The sequence below is a fragment of the Streptomyces sp. NPDC052301 genome, from assembly GCF_044593395.1.
Classification (GTDB): domain Bacteria; phylum Actinomycetota; class Actinomycetes; order Streptomycetales; family Streptomycetaceae; genus Streptomyces.
The window spans coordinates 568776-583088 of record NZ_JBIUBE010000004.1 but is presented as its reverse complement, the minus strand read 5'-3'; the positions used below and the strand labels follow the sequence as shown (position 1 = coordinate 583088).

Genomic DNA, 14313 nt, shown 5'->3' with positions numbered 1-14313 from the left:
CTCAGTCCTGGTAGGCCTTGGCCGCGGCGGACTCCAGCTTCTCGGCGGTGCCCTTCGGGTCCGACGGGTCGCGCAGGAAGTCCTGGAGCAGCTTCCACTCGCCGGTACCCTTGGTGCCGCCGAAGGCCGCGGGGGCCTGGTCGGACATGTCGAAGCGGACCGTGTCCCCGGCGCCGACGAGGGACTTGGCGGTGGCGCGGGTGACGTCATCGCCGTAGGAGGAGAGGTCGAGCTTCTTGTTCGGGGACAGGAAGCCGCCCGCCTTCGCCCACACGGCCGCGGCCTCGGGGGTGGCCAGGTACTCCAGGAGCTTCATGCCGGCTCCTGCGTTCTTGCCGTCCTTGAGGACGACCGCCGCGTCACCGCCGCTGACGACCGGTGCCGTGCCGCCGTCGACCGCGGGGAAGGGGAAGAAGTTCGCGTCCTTGCCGATGGTCCTGCCGAACTGGTCGTGGGCGACACCGGCGACGAAGTCGCCCTCGTAGACCATGCCGGCCTCGGGCTTGGGCCCGAACACCTTCTCCACCGAGCCGGGGAAGTCGGTGTTCAGTGCCTCCTTCTGGCCGCCGGCGATCAGCTGCTTGTCCTTGAACAGCTTGCCGAGGGTGGTGAGCGACTTCACGACCGACGGGTCGGTCCACTTCAGCTTGTGGGTGGCGAGGGCGTCGTACTTCTCGGGTCCGGCCTGCGAGAGGTAGACGTTCTCGAACCAGTCGGTGAGGGTCCAGCCGTCCTCACCGCCGACGGCGAAGGCGGCGAGCCCGGAGTCGGAGACGGTGTGCCCGGCCTTGAGCATCTCGTCGTACGTCTTCGGCGCCTTGACCCCGGCCTGGGAGAGCGCGTCGGGGCTGTACCAGACGGTCGACTTGTGGGCGGCCTTGAAGTAGAGGCCGTACAGGGTGCCGTCGACGCTGCCGTACTTCTTCCACACGGGCGCGTAGTCGGCGCTGATCGTCCCCTGCGCGGTCGAGGACAGCGGCTTCAGCCAGCCCTTCTTCGCGAACTGCTGGAGCACGCCGACCTGCGGGACCATCACGACGTCGGGGGCGTTGCCGCCCTCGATCTTGCTGCCGACGACGGTGGAGACGTTGTCGCCGGTGGAGACGAACTGGGTCTTCGCGCCGGTCTTCGCGGTGAACGCGTCCAGCACCTTCTGGAAGTTCTTCTGCTCGCTGCCGGACCAGACGCCGGCCACGGTGACCGTCTGGCCGCTGAGCGCCTTGTCGCCGCCGCCGGCCGAGACCGGTCCGCCGCCGCAGGCGGTGGCGCCGAGCGCGAGGGCGAGGGCGGTGCAGCTCGTGAGCAGGGTGGTACGTCGTCGCATCATCGTTGATGTCCCTTTCGAGGGTGGGGCGTTGACGGGGGCGGTCAGTGGTCGGTCAGCCACCAGGCGGCCGTGGCGCCGGGCAGGACGCCGGGCGGGCACGGGCCGCTGGAGAGCAGGGGGGTGCCGGAGGCCGGCGCGGGCGTGGGCGCGGTGCCGAAGTTGACGGCGCAGACCAGGCCGTCGCCGCGGGCGAAGGACAGGACGCCGGGCGGGCTGTCCAGCCAGGTCAGCGTGCCCTCGCCCAGCTGGGGCAGGGTGCGGCGCAGTTGGAGTCCGTCGCGGTACAGGTGCCAGAAGGAGCGGGTGTCGGCGAGGGCGCGGTCGGTGGCGTACTCGGCGAAGTACTCCGGCTGCGGCAGCCAGGGCTTGGCGCCCTCGGCACCGGAGGTGAAGCCGAACGGGGAGGCCTGCCCGGACCAGGGCAGCGGCACCCGGCAGCCGTCGCGGATGCGGGCGCGGCTGCCGGTGCGGCGGAATATCGGGTCGGTGAGGACGTCGTCGGGCAGGTCGACGACCTCGGGCAGGCCCAGTTCCTCGCCCTGGTAGATGTACGCGGCTCCGGGCAGCGCCAGCATCAGCAGCGCGGCGGCGCGGGCGCGGGCGGCGCCGAGGCCGCTGCCCTCGGTGGCGGGTTCGCCGTAGCGGGTGACGGTGCGGACCTGGTCGTGGTTGTTGAGGACCCAGGTGACGGTCGAGCCGGTGCCGGCGATGTCCTGCATGGCCTCGGAGATGACCTTGCGGAAGGAGTCCGCGTCCCAGGGGGCGCCGAGCAGGTCGAAGAAGAAGGCCTGGTGGAGTTCGTCGGGGCGGACGTAGAGGGCGTGTTCGCGGGCGGTGGGGACGGAGACCTCGCCGACGAGGAGGCGTTCCCGGCCGTCGCGGGCGGTGTACTCCTCGCACAGGGTGCGCCAGCGGCGCCACACCTCGTGCACCTCGGGCTGGTTCCAGGCGAGCGGGTTGACCGAGTCGCGGGTGCGGGCGTCGGCCTCCGGGTCGTCGGAGTCGGGCAGTTCGGGGTGCTTGTACAGCCCGGCCGCCACGTCGATGCGGAAGCCGTCGACGCCCCGGTCCAGCCAGAAGCGCAGCACGCGGTCGAACTCGGCGGGGACCTCGGGCTCGCGCCAGTTCCAGTCGGGCTGCTCGGGCGTGAACATGTGCAGGTACCACTGGCCGTCGCCGACCCTGCTCCAGGCCGGGCCGCCGAACATGGCGTGCCAGTTGTTGGGCGGCTCGCTGCCTTCGGGCCCGCGGCCGTCGGCGAAGTGGAAGCGGGCGCGGGCCGGGCTGCCGGGCTCGGCGGCGAGCGCCTCACGGAACCACGGGTGCTCGCTGGAGCAGTGGTTGGGGACGATGTCGAGGAGCACCTTGATGCCGAGCCGCCGGGCGGCCGTCACCAGCAGGTCGAACTCGGCGAGGTCACCGAAGAGCGGGTCGACCCCGCAGTAGTCGGCCACGTCGTAGCCGTGGTCGTGCTGCGGCGAGGGGTAGAACGGGCTCAGCCAGATCCCGTCGACGCCGAGCTTCTTCAGGTACGGCAGCCCCGCGCGGACGCCGGCCAGATCGCCGACGCCGTCGCCGGTGCTGTCCAGGAAGCTGCGGACGTAGACCTGGTAGATCACCGCGTCGCGCCACCAGTGGTACTTACTCAACATGCATGCATGTTAGGTAGGCGCTACATACGGGTGTCAATGAAATGAACGACGGTTACCGGGGAGTTGGGGGTACAAATAGGGACTGAAACGGGCATGTCGCAGCCGAATGAGATGTGGGCGTTACTTAACAGGTAACTATCGACGGGCGATGGCGTCGAGCTCGCGCGCGAGTCGGCGCACGGCCTGCCCGGGCGTCTCCCGCCCGCTGAGCGCATCCTGCACGACCGCCTGCACCGCCAGGCTGACCTGGTCGTAGTGCGGGCTCTTGGGGCGCGGCGCGGCCGTGCCCACGGCGGTGCGCAGGGTCGGCAGATACGGGAATCGCCGCACCAGGGCCGGATCCCGGTACAGGGCGGCGCGCACCGGTGGCAGCGCGCCCCGGGTGAGCACCTGGCGCTGGACGGGCGCGCTGGTGAGATAGGCGATCAGCCGCGCGGCCGAATCGGCGTGCCGGGTGTGGGAATTGACGGCCAGGTTGGAGCCGCCGAGCACGCTCGTGCCCGGTCCGTCGGGGCCGGGCAGCGGTACGGCGCCGATCTTTCCGGCGACTTCCGAGCCCTTGGCGGAGGCGACGGCGTAGGCATAGGGCCAGTTGCGCAGGAAGAGCAGCTTGCCGTTCTGGAAGGCCTGCTTGGACTCCTCCTCCTTGTACGTCAGCGCCGCCTTCGGTATCCAGCCCTCGCGGACGCCGCGGGCGAGGAAGCCGATGCCCTCGCGGGCGGCGGAGGAGTCGACGGTGACCCGGGTGCCCTCGTCACCGAGGATCGTGCCGCCCGCCGAGTAGACGGCCTCGGCCGCGTTCACGGTGAGCCCTTCGTAGGGCAGGAACTGGCCGGCGTAGCCGCCGAGTCCGTACTTCGGCGCGATGGTCTTCGCGTCGTGCTCCAGCTCGGCCCAGGTACGCGGCGGGGGCACGCCCTCCTTGGCGAGGATGTCCTTCCGGTACAGGAGGAGTCCGGCGTTCGTGACGTACGGGACGGCGTACAGCCGGCCGTCGTAGGTGGCCGTGCCGACGACCGGTGGCAGGAAGCTCTTCAGCGGGAACCGGTCGCGGGGCAGCGGGCGGATCCAGCCGGCCGCCGCGAACTCCGAGGTCCAGTTGACGTCGATGTTGAGGACGTCGAAGCGGCCCCGGTCACCGCCGCGCAGGTCGGTGGTCATCTGCGCGTGCGTCTCGTCGGCGGAGTCCGGCAGCTCGACGAGGGTGACCTTCTCCCCGGGGTGGGTGCGGTTCCAGCCCTGCAGCAGAGGGCCGAGGTAGCCGGTGAGATCGCCGGCCGTGGCCAGGGTGAGCGGGCCGCGGCCCTCGCCCGCACCCTCGTCGGCGTGCGCGCCGGAGGCGACGTACCCGGTCAGGATCACGGCGAGAACGAGGAGGCCCCTACCGGCGGCGTGGATCCACCGCATAGGTTCCTCCTTGAACACGTACACACGGCTCCGGCGTCCTCGCCGGGAGTCAGGGGCCATGTATACCCGTTAGGTATGGGCGATACTAGGGTCTGGAGCACATTGTGAGCAGACAGGAGGACAGCCCGAGTGCGCCTGCCCCTCCTGGCACTCCTCGCCCGCGGCCCCGCCCACGGCTACGAGCTGAAGCAGGACCTTGAGCAACTGCTGGGCTCCGCGTACCCTCAGCCGAACGTCGGCCAGATCTACGTCACCCTCGGCCGCCTCGAGAAGTCGGGACTGATCGAGGGCGAGGACGTCGAGCAGTCCAGCCGGCCCAACAAGAAGGTCTACCACCTCACCGACGCCGGGCGGGAAGCGCTGCACGCCTGGTTCGAGGAGACCGAGGACGAGCCGCGGGTGCGGGACGAGTTCTTCATGAAGCTCGCCCTCGCCCCGCAGACCGGTCTCGCCGACCAGATCGCCCTCATCAACCGGCAGCGGCGCCAGTACCTCACCACCATGCGCAACCTGTCGAAACTGACCGCGGCCGAGAACCGGGACAACCGAATCGCCCATCTGCTGATCGAGGGCGCGATGCTGCATCTGCAGGCCGACCTCGACTGGCTGGAGCGGTGCCAGGAGGAACTGGAGGAGCTGGAATGAGCGACGGCTCTGCCGCTCCCGTGCTGCGTGCCGAGGGCCTGGTGAAGACCCACCACGGCGAGGGCGCGCCCGCGCACGCCGTCCGCGGGGTCGACCTGAGCGTGGCCCGGGGCGAGTTCGTGGCGATCACCGGACCGTCCGGCGCGGGGAAGTCGACACTGCTGCACCTGCTCGGCGGGCTGCAGCGGCCCGACCGGGGCAGCATCTGGCTGGACGGCCGGTGCACGGACGCCTTCGGCGAGGCCCGCTGGGCGGTGGAGCGCAGGAAGGCCATCGGCATCGTCTTCCAGTTCTTCAACCTGGTGTCGAACCTGTCCGTCGCCGACAACGTCGAGCTGCCCGCGCTGCTGGCCGGCGTCCCGCCGAGGAAGGCCCGCGCCGAGCGCGAGGCGCTCCTCGCCGAGCTGGGTCTCGACGGCAAGGAGCGCAGCATGCCGGGCGAGCTGTCCGGCGGCGAGCAGCAGCGGGTCGCGCTCGCCCGGGCCCTGGTCAACCATCCTCCGCTGCTGCTGGCCGACGAGCCCGCCGGCAGCCTCGACAGCAAGGGCACCCGCGAGGTGATGCGGCTGCTGTCCCGCTTCCACGGGCGCGGCCAGACGATCGTGCTGGTCACCCATGACGCCCGGCTGGCCAGTGCCGCCGACCGCGTGATCAGCTTCTTCGACGGACGCATAGCCGACGACGCCGCCCTGGACGGCGCGCCGTCGCCCCGCCGCCCCGGCATCTCCGGGGTGCTGGAGCTGAGGGACTGATGATGCGCCGCGGGGCAGGCAGGAGCGCGACCACAGGGCCCGGGGGCTGAGGCACATGCGGGCAACCCTGCGCTGGGCGCACTCCGATCTGCGCACCCACCGGGGCGAGGCGCTGTTCCTGGTGCTCGCCACCGCCGGCATCGTCGCCTCGCTGCTGCTGGCCACCGCGCTGTTCGGCTACGCGACCAACCCCTGGCAGCGGGTCTTCACCCAGGCCCGCGGCGCGCACGTGTGGATCCACACCTCGCTGTCCGCCGACGCCCGGGGGCTGGCCCGGCTGGACGGTGTCGAGTCCGTCGCCGGCCCCTACCGCGCCGAGTCCGCCACCGTCGCCTCGCGCGGCACCCGCGCCTCCGTGGAGCTGCGCGGCACCCCGCACCTGCCCTCCGTCGGCCGGCCGCTGCTCACCGCCGGGCACTGGCTGGACCCGTCCCGGCCGGACGGGGTGGTACTGGAGAGCAGCCTGGCCCGGGCGCTGCTGGCCGAGCCCGGGGACACCCTCGTCCTGCCCGGCACGGCCCGCACGCTGACCGTCGAGGGCATCGCGGACAGCGCCGAACCGCACTACAGCCCGGGCGAGCAGCCGGGGCTGGTGTGGGCACTGCCGTCCGCCGTCCGCGCGCCGGGCTCCCAGGTGACCGGGCTGCGGCTCGGCGACGCCGACGACACCGACTACGCCGTGCAACGTGCCGTCACCGTGCTCGGCGCGGGCGCGGTCGGCGAGGTCTCCACCTGGCAGCAGGGCCGGTCCGCGGCCCAGGGCGACAACCGGCTGCTGGGTCAGGTGCTCGGCCTGTTCGGACTGGGCGCCCTGATCGCCGCCGGGTTCGCCGTGCACGGGGCGATCGCCACCCGGATCCGCGGGCATCTGCGGGACCTCTCGGTACTGAAGGCGATCGGCTTCACCCCCGGCCAGGTCGTCCGCGTCTTCCTGCTCCAGCACCTCGCCTACGCGCTGCTCGGTGCGGTGGCCGCGGCCGGGCTCACCGAGGCGCTGGGCAGCCGGATCCCCGGGCGGCTCGGCGACGCCGTGGGCGTGTGGCAGGGGCTGCCGGGGCACACCGTGGCGCTGTGCGTGGTGCCGGTGGGTGCGGTGCTGTTCATCGCTGTGACCACCGGACTCGCGGCCTGGCGGGCGGGGCGCGTGCCGCCGGTTCCGGTGCCGCGCCCGGCCGCGTCGGCGGGCGGCCGGCTGACCGGTCCGGCACGGCGGGCGCTCGGCCTGCGGCTGCCGGCCGCGCTGGTCCTCGGCTGCCACAAGGTGGTCGCCGGACGCGGCCGGTCGCTGGCCACCGTGGCCCGACTGACCCTGCCCCTGCTGCTGATCGTGGTGGCGCTCAGCGCGTGGACCACGATCGACCGCTTCCACAACAGCCCCGCCCGGGTGGGTGTGCCGACCGCGCTCACGGTCCGCTCCGACGGCGCGCTGGACGCCTCTCGTGTGCGGGCCCTGCTGACCGGCGACTCCCGGGTCACCGCCGCTTATCCGGGCGTGGAGGTGGCCGCTCTCGTGCCCGGGCAGACGGGGACCATCGCCCTGCGCGGCGTCGGCACCCGCGCCGAGCCCTACCCCTACGCGCTCGCCGACGGCCGGGCCGCACGCGGGCCCGACGAGGCGGTGGCCGGCCAGGGCCTGCTGGACCTGCTGCACGCGCGGGTCGGCGACTGGGTGCGGATGACGGTGGGCGAGCGGCCGCAGATCCTGCACATCGTGGGCCGCAGCATCGAACCGCAGAACGCCGGACGGGTCGTGACGACCTCCCTGGACACCCTCCGCGAGAACGATCCCGGGCTCTCCCCCGCCTTCTACGAGCTGCGGCTGCGCCCCGGCGCCGACCCGCACCGCGTGGCCACCGCACTCGGCGAGGCCGGCGCCGGCCATCTCGACGTGCACACCGTGACGAACCCGGCCGACGGGCTGTCCCCGCTGCGCGCGGTCGTCGCCGGACTGATCGCCGTGCTGGCCCTGATCGGGCTGGTCGAACTGCTCACCGCGATCGGCGGCAGCGTCCGCGAGGGCGAGCGGGACATGCTGGCGCTGCGGGCGATCGGCATGTCCCCACGCCAGATCACCGCGATCACCGTGACGGCGACGGGCTGTACGGCCCTGGTGGCGGCGGTCGCCGCCACGGCGCTGGGGCTGCCGCTGGGCCGCCGGCTGATCGACGCCCAGGGCAGCTCCAGCGGCATCGGCGCCGGGATCGCCCAGTCGCCCTCCCCGGCGCTACTGCTCGGACTGGGTTCGGCCGCCGTGCTGGGAGCGGCGGCGCTCGCCGCGCTGCCCGCGTCCCGCGCGGCCCGCAGACGCCTCGCGGACACCCTGAGCGCGGCGGCCTGAGCCGGCCCGGCCCCAGCAGGTCCGGGCCGCCAGTCGGCCCGGGTCGCCGGTGGGGCGGGATCAGCTCCGGCCGCGCAGCTCCCGGTACTTGGCGACCAGGGCCTGTGTGGAGGCGTCCAGACCGGGTACGTCGGCGCCCTCGGTGAGGGCGGGTTCGACGCGCTTGGCGAGGACCTTGCCGAGTTCGACGCCCCACTGGTCGAAGGAGTCGATGTTCCAGACCGCGCCCTGTACGAACACCTTGTGCTCGTAGAGGGCGATCAGCTGGCCGAGGACGCAGGGGGTGAGTTCCTCCGCCAGGACGGTCGTGGTCGGGCGGTTGCCGTGGAAGGTCTTGTGCGCGACCAGCTCCTCCGGCACGCCTTCCGCACGGACCTCCTCGGGTGTCTTGCCGAAGGCGAGGGCCTGGGTCTGGGCGAAGAAGTTGGCCATCAACAGGTCGTGCTGCGCCCGGAGTTCACCGCTCAGCTCGGCCACCGGCCGGGCGAAGCCGATGAAGTCCGCCGGGATCAGCTTGGTGCCCTGGTGGATCAGCTGGTAGTACGCGTGCTGCCCGTTGGTGCCCGGCGTGCCCCACACGACCGGCCCCGTCTGCCAGTCGACCTCCTTGCCGTCCCGCGCCACGTGCTTGCCGTTGGACTCCATGTCCAGCTGCTGCAGGTAGGCGGTGAACTTCGACAGGTAGTGGCTGTAGGGCAGGACGGCGTGCGACTGGGCGTCGTGGAAGTTGTCGTACCAGATGCCCAGCAGGCCCAGCAGCAGCGGCGCGTTGGCCTCGGCGGGCGCGGTGCGGAAGTGGTCGTCGACGATGCGGAAGCCGTCGAGCATCTCACGGAAGCGGTCCGGGCCGATCGCGATCATCAGGGACAGGCCGATCGCGGAGTCGTACGAGTACCGGCCGCCGACCCAGTCCCAGAACTCGAACATGTTGTCCGGGTCGATGCCGAACTCGGCGACCTTCCCGGCGTTCGTGGACAGGGCGACGAAATGCTTGGCCACCGCGGACCGGTCACCGAGGGCGTCCAGCAGCCACTGGCGCGCCGAGGTCGCGTTGGTGATGGTCTCGATCGTGGTGAAGGTCTTGGAGGCGATGATGAACAGCGTTTCGGCCGGGTCCAGGTCGCGGGTGGCCTCGTGCAGGTCGGCACCGTCCACGTTGGAGACGAAGCGGACCGTCAGATCGCGGTCGGTGAAGCTGCGCAGCGCCTCGTAGGCCATCGCGGGGCCGAGGTCGGAGCCTCCGATGCCGACGTTGATCACGTTCTTGATGCGCTTGCCGGTGTGGCCGGTCCACTCACCGGAGCGGACGCGGCCGGCGAAGTCCGCCATCTTGTCGAGCACCGCGTGCACGGCCGGGACCACGTTCTCGCCGTCGACCTCGACCACCGCGTCCCGCGGGGCGCGCAGCGCGGTGTGCAGCACGGCCCGCTGCTCGGTGACGTTGATCTTCTCACCGCGGAACATGGCGTCCCGCAGCCCGAACACGTCCGTCGCCGCCGCCAGCTCGCGCAGCAGCCGCAGCGTCTCCTCGGTGACCAGGTGCTTCGAGTAGTCGATGTGCAGGTCACCGACCTGGAGCGTGTACCCGGTGCCGCGCTCGGGGTCGGCGGCGAACAGCTCCCTGAGATGGGTGTCGGCCAGCTCCTCGCGGTGCTTGGCGAGAGCGGCCCACTCGGGCCTCTGGTTGAGCCTGGTACGGCCGTCTGCGTTCATTTCCGACTTCAGCCTTCTTTCGGTACCTGTCCCGCTGCCTGTCCCAACCTAATTGATCAGCGCACGGCACGAGCCGTCGTGACATCGTCATCCGGCGCAACAACAGGTACGTCCGGGTGGCGGAGCGGTATCAGCGCGGCGACCGACAGGACGAAGAAAGCGGCCGTGAGCAGGGGAGGGACGCCCGGGCCCCAGGCCGTGGCAACGGCGCCGCCGAGCAGGGCGCCGAGCGGGGCCCCCGCGACGGCCAGGGTGCGAAAGGCGGAGCCGACCCGGCCGAGCAGACCGTCGGGCGTGCGGTGCTGCATCAGTGTCGTCGTGTTCACGTTCCACAGCATGCCCATGGAGCCGAAGACGGCGAGGGCGGCCACCAGAGCGGTCAGGCTGAGCACGGTGCCCATGACGAGGAGCGCCCCGGTCTGCACGGTGCCGGCCAGCAGCACGGTCCGCAGCGGGCCGAGCCGCGCCGTGACCCGCCGGTTCAGCACTCCCCCGGCCAGGCCGCCGAGGGTGTACGCGGTGGTGGCCGCCGCGTATCCGGTGGTGCCCGCGTCCAGCCCGTCGGTCACCAGGACCACCAGGGTGGCGATCAGCGCTCCCATGCCGACGTTGCACAGCGCCGTGGCCGCGCACAGGCCGCGCAGGGCCCGGTCGCGCCCCAGGGCGCGCAGTCCGGCGGCGATCTCCCCGCGCAGGGTGCTGCCCGACGCTCTCGGCGGGCGCTCCGGCACGGCCGCCTTCAGGGAGGCGACGAGCGCCGCGGCCACGAGGAAGGTGACGGCGTCGGCCGCGAAGGGGACGGCCTCGCCGGCGGCGATCAGCACCGGGACGGCCGCCGCGCCCGGCAGACCGCCCGCGATCCTCTGCCCGGTCATCAGACGGGCGTTGGCGCTGCCGAGGGAGCCACGGTCCACGAGTGCCGGCAACAGGGCCGTGGCGGCGTTGTCGAACAGCGTCTGCAAGGTGGTCAGGGTGAAGGCCAGCACGATGAGCAGCGCGATCGAGGCGTGGCCCAGGCTGACGGCCACCGCGAAGGAGGCCACGAGCAGGCCGCGTACCGCGTCCACGGCCCACATCGCGCGCCGCTGGTCCACCCGGTCCGCGACCGCGCCGCCGAGCAGGCCGAAGACGATCCAGGGCAGATAGCCGCAGGCGGTGACCGCGGCGATGAGCAGCGGCCGGTCGGTCAGCGAGGCGGCCAGCAGCGGCAGCGCGGCCGTACGCAGCGCGTCACCGAAGCTGGACACCACGGCGGCGCCCCACAGCCTCCCGAAACCGCCGCGCCACACAGGCGCACACCCCGACCCCCTCTCGACCCCCGTCACAACTCCCCCTCCGTTTCGCGCCGTCACGGAGAACCGCGTCACGAAAAACCGTAGGGGGTGCCACTGACATCGGGCCGTCCGCGAGGGTGCCGAGACGGCTCCGGCCAGGCGCCCGCAGGCTCCCGGCCGGTCTCAACTCCTAGATTTCGCCCCGCAGTTTGGCGAGCGCCTCGGCGAGGATCGCCTCGCCGTCCGCGTCGCTGCGCCGCTCACGGACGTACGCGAGGTGCGTCTTGTAGGGCTCGGTGCGCGGCGGGTCCGGCGGGTTGTCCCGGTCCTGGCCGGCCGGGAAGCCGCAGCGCGGGCAGTCCCAGGTGTCGGGAACCTGTGCGTCGCTCGCGAAGCTCGGCTGCGTCTCGTGCCCGTTGGAGCACCAGAAGGAGATGCGCAGACGCGGCGCGGACTCGCCACGCTCGGCCTCGCCCATCGGCCCCGCCCCGACCCGGCTTCCCCGGATCGCGTTGCCACTTGCCACGGTCGTAACTCCCTGCGTAATGGTGCCGCGAAGCGAGTCGGCGTTTCGTTTCGCTGCGAGCGCCTCAGTCTACGTAAGGCCCAACGCGCGTCCAGTGAGAGGAGTTACAGACCCCACACGTAGACGCAAGCCCCATGATAGGCCGCGCTCAGGAGCGCGTACCGAACATGGGGCCTTACGTACCGAATATGCGTGATGTGTGCGCAGTGCACGGTGTCGGCCGACCGGCGTCAGCCGTTCGACTTCATCAGCATGCCGAGGACGATGATGCACGCGAACCACAGCACGCCGATCACGATGGTGATCCGGTCCAGGTTGCGCTCGGCGACCGAGGAGCCGCCGACGGAGGACTGCATGCCGCCACCGAACATGTCGGAGAGGCCGCCGCCCTTCCCCTTGTGCATCAGCACCAGCAGCATCAGCAGCAGGCTGAAGACGATCAGGGCGATCGAGAACCCCAAAACCACGGCTGGACCAACTTCCTCGGATTCGGATGGACGACGGGGGCACAGCATCTCGGCTGTGCCCCCGCAAGGGTACGACGTATCGCCGCTACCGCCTACTCACTGCTCGCGTCACTGATCGCGGAAGCGCACGATCTTGACGAATTCGTCGGCGTCCAGCGAGGCGCCGCCGACCAGGGCGCCGTCGATGTCGGCCTGCGCCATGATCTCGGCGACGTTGCCCGACTTCACGGAGCCGCCGTACTGGATGCGGACCTGGTCGGCCACGTCCTGCGAGTACAGCTCGGCGATCTTGGCGCGGATGGCCGCGCAGACCTCCTGGGCGTCCTCGGCGCCGCAGACCTTGCCGGTGCCGATGGCCCAGACGGGCTCGTAGGCGATCACGATCGTCTCGGCCTGCTCGGCCGGGAGGTCCTTCAGACCGCCCTCGACCTGGGCGAGGGTGTGGCTGACGTGGTTGCCCGCCTCGCGGACGTCCAGCTCCTCGCCGACGCACAGGATCGGGGTGAGGCCGTGCTTGTAGGCGGCCTTGACCTTGGCGTTGACGATCTCGTCGGTCTCGTCGTGGTACTGGCGGCGCTCGGAGTGGCCGATGACCACGTAGGTGCACTTCAGCTTGGCCAGCATCGAGCCGGAGATCTCGCCGGTGTAGGCACCGGAGTCGTGCTGCGAGACGTCCTGGGCGCCGTACTTGATCTTGAGCTTGTCGCCGTCGACCAGGGTCTGCACGGAGCGCAGGTCGGTGAAGGGCGGCAGGACGGCGACCTCGACGGCCTCGTAGTCCTTGTCGGCCAGGGCGAAGGCGAGCTTCTGGGTGTGGGCGATGGCCTCGAGGTGGTTGAGGTTCATCTTCCAGTTGCCCGCCATCAGCGGCGTGCGCGTGCTCATTGAGGTCAGTCCTCCAGTGCGGCGAGGCCGGGGAGCGTCTTGCCCTCGAGGTATTCGAGGGAGGCGCCGCCACCGGTCGAGATGTGGCCGAATGCGTTCTCGTCGAAGCCGAGCGTACGCACGGCCGCGGCGGAGTCACCGCCACCGACGACGGTGAAGCCGTTCGCGTCGACGAGTGCCTGGGCGACCGCCTTGGTGCCCTCGGCGTAGTCGGGGTGCTCGAAGACGCCCATGGGACCGTTCCAGAAGACGGTCGAGGCGTCGGCGAGCTTCGAGGCGTAGAGCTCTCGGGTCTTCGGGCCGATGTCCAGGCCCTCCTGGTCGGCGGGGATCTTGTCCGCGTCGACCACGGTGTTCTCGGTGGGCGCCTTGGCCTTCAGGTCCGGGAACTCCCGGGAGACCACGACGTCGACGGGGAGCAGCAGTTCCACGCCCTGCTTCTCGGCGCGCTCCATGTACTCCTTGACGGCCGGGACCTGGTCCGCCTGCAGGAGGGAGATGCCGACCTCGTAGCCCTTGGCCTTGAGGAAGGTGTAGGCCATGCCGCCGCCGATGAGCAGCCGGTCGGCCTTGCCGAGCAGCTGGTCGATGACGGCGAGCTTGTCGGAGACCTTGGCGCCGCCGAGCGCGACGACGTAGGGGCGCTTGACGTCTTCGGTGAGCTTCTTCAGGACGCCGACCTCGGTGGTGATGAGGTAGCCGGCGTAGTGCGGCAGCCGGGCCGGGAGGTCGTAGACCGAGGCGTGCTTGCGGTGCACGGCACCGAAGCCGTCGCCCACGTAGACGTCGGCGAGGGCGGCCAGCTGCTCGGCGAACGCGCCGCGCTCGGCGTCGTCCTTGGCGGTCTCGCCCGGGTTGAAGCGGAGGTTCTCCAGGACGGCGACGTGGCCGTCGGTGAGGCCCGCGACCGTGTCCGTGGCCGACCGGCCGACGGTGTCGGTCGCGAAGGCCACGGCGGAGCCGAGGAGTTCACCCAGGCGGGAGGCGGCCGGAGCCAGGGAGAAGGCGGGGTCCGGGGCGCCCTTGGGGCGGCCCAGGTGCGAGGCGACGACCACCTTGGCGCCCGCGTCGGTGAGGGCCTTGACGGTGGGCAGGACGGCGCGGATGCGGCCGTCGTCGGTGATGGTCCCGTCGGACAGCGGCACGTTGAGGTCGGCGCGGACGAAGACCCGCTTGCCGCGTACGCCGTCGGCGAGAAGTTCGTCGATCGTCTTCATTGAGTGGACTCCTACATGAGGGCTCATGGTGCACCTGATCGTAAAAGGACGTGGTCAGTACGTGGGACAGGGCCCGGACAGCGCGGCGGTGCGCTGCCCGAGCCCTGCTC

The 14313-nt window shown here is 71.5% G+C and carries 12 protein-coding genes; 3 read left to right on the top strand and 9 right to left on the bottom strand.

Going from position 1 to position 14313, the window contains the following annotated elements; translation table 11 throughout:
* Nucleotide 1 precedes the first annotated feature (1 nt).
* The 3 genes from ACIHEJ_RS13615 to ACIHEJ_RS13605 all read right to left on the bottom strand — a co-directional run bounded on the left by ACIHEJ_RS13615 (nucleotide 2) and on the right by ACIHEJ_RS13605 (nucleotide 4386).
* Nucleotides 2–1327 (bottom strand): ABC transporter substrate-binding protein, encoded by a 1326-nt coding sequence (locus ACIHEJ_RS13615; RefSeq protein ID WP_400134967.1) that lies wholly within the window; start codon nucleotides 1325–1327, stop codon nucleotides 2–4.
* A gap of 41 nt (nucleotides 1328–1368) precedes the next feature.
* Complete coding sequence (locus ACIHEJ_RS13610) at nucleotides 1369–2979, bottom strand: glycoside hydrolase family 13 protein (RefSeq protein WP_400134966.1); 1611 nt, start codon at nucleotides 2977–2979, stop codon at nucleotides 1369–1371.
* Nucleotides 2980–3114: 135 nt separating this feature from the next.
* Nucleotides 3115–4386, bottom strand: coding sequence for an ABC transporter substrate-binding protein (locus tag ACIHEJ_RS13605; protein ID WP_400134965.1), 1272 nt, complete (start codon nucleotides 4384–4386; stop codon nucleotides 3115–3117).
* A 129-nt stretch (nucleotides 4387–4515) separates the two neighbouring features.
* Between ACIHEJ_RS13605 and ACIHEJ_RS13600 the strand changes: the two genes are divergently transcribed.
* Genes ACIHEJ_RS13600 through ACIHEJ_RS13590 form a run of 3 tightly spaced genes read left to right on the top strand, consistent with a single transcriptional unit; the run spans nucleotide 4516 to nucleotide 8121 of the window.
* Nucleotides 4516–5031, top strand: coding sequence for a PadR family transcriptional regulator (locus tag ACIHEJ_RS13600; protein WP_400134964.1), 516 nt, complete (start codon nucleotides 4516–4518; stop codon nucleotides 5029–5031).
* Entirely contained in the window at nucleotides 5028–5783 is a 756-nt protein-coding gene (locus ACIHEJ_RS13595) for an ABC transporter ATP-binding protein (RefSeq protein ID WP_400134963.1), read from the top strand. The genes ACIHEJ_RS13600 and ACIHEJ_RS13595 overlap by 4 nt, the downstream gene beginning before the upstream one ends.
* A 55-nt stretch (nucleotides 5784–5838) precedes the next feature.
* Nucleotides 5839–8121, top strand: coding sequence for an FtsX-like permease family protein (locus ACIHEJ_RS13590; protein ID WP_400134962.1), 2283 nt, complete (start codon nucleotides 5839–5841; stop codon nucleotides 8119–8121).
* Nucleotides 8122–8181: 60 nt separating this feature from the next.
* On the opposite strand, the gene pgi is transcribed toward ACIHEJ_RS13590, so the two are convergent.
* The 6 genes from pgi to ACIHEJ_RS13560 all read right to left on the bottom strand — a co-directional run bounded on the left by pgi (nucleotide 8182) and on the right by ACIHEJ_RS13560 (nucleotide 14203).
* Nucleotides 8182–9834, bottom strand: a complete 1653-nt coding sequence (gene pgi, locus ACIHEJ_RS13585) for a glucose-6-phosphate isomerase (RefSeq protein WP_400134961.1) — start codon at nucleotides 9832–9834, stop codon at nucleotides 8182–8184.
* Nucleotides 9835–9890: 56 nt separating this feature from the next.
* Nucleotides 9891–11159, bottom strand: a complete 1269-nt coding sequence (locus tag ACIHEJ_RS13580) for an MFS transporter (protein WP_400134960.1) — start codon at nucleotides 11157–11159, stop codon at nucleotides 9891–9893.
* Between the two features lie 139 nt (nucleotides 11160–11298).
* Nucleotides 11299–11634, bottom strand: a complete 336-nt coding sequence (locus ACIHEJ_RS13575; RefSeq protein WP_003957010.1) for an RNA polymerase-binding protein RbpA — start codon at nucleotides 11632–11634, stop codon at nucleotides 11299–11301.
* A gap of 230 nt (nucleotides 11635–11864) precedes the next feature.
* Nucleotides 11865–12101, bottom strand: a complete 237-nt coding sequence (gene secG / locus ACIHEJ_RS13570) for a preprotein translocase subunit SecG (protein ID WP_078992486.1) — start codon at nucleotides 12099–12101, stop codon at nucleotides 11865–11867.
* 108 nt (nucleotides 12102–12209) lie between these two features.
* Nucleotides 12210–12986: a triose-phosphate isomerase gene (gene tpiA, locus ACIHEJ_RS13565; RefSeq protein ID WP_400134959.1), complete on the bottom strand. Its 777-nt coding sequence runs from the start codon at nucleotides 12984–12986 to the stop codon at nucleotides 12210–12212.
* 5 nt (nucleotides 12987–12991) lie between these two features.
* Nucleotides 12992–14203 carry a phosphoglycerate kinase gene (locus tag ACIHEJ_RS13560; RefSeq protein WP_400134958.1) on the bottom strand — a complete coding sequence of 404 codons (1212 nt, stop codon included), beginning with the start codon at nucleotides 14201–14203 and terminating at the stop codon, nucleotides 12992–12994.
* Between the last annotated feature and the right edge of the window lie 110 nt (nucleotides 14204–14313).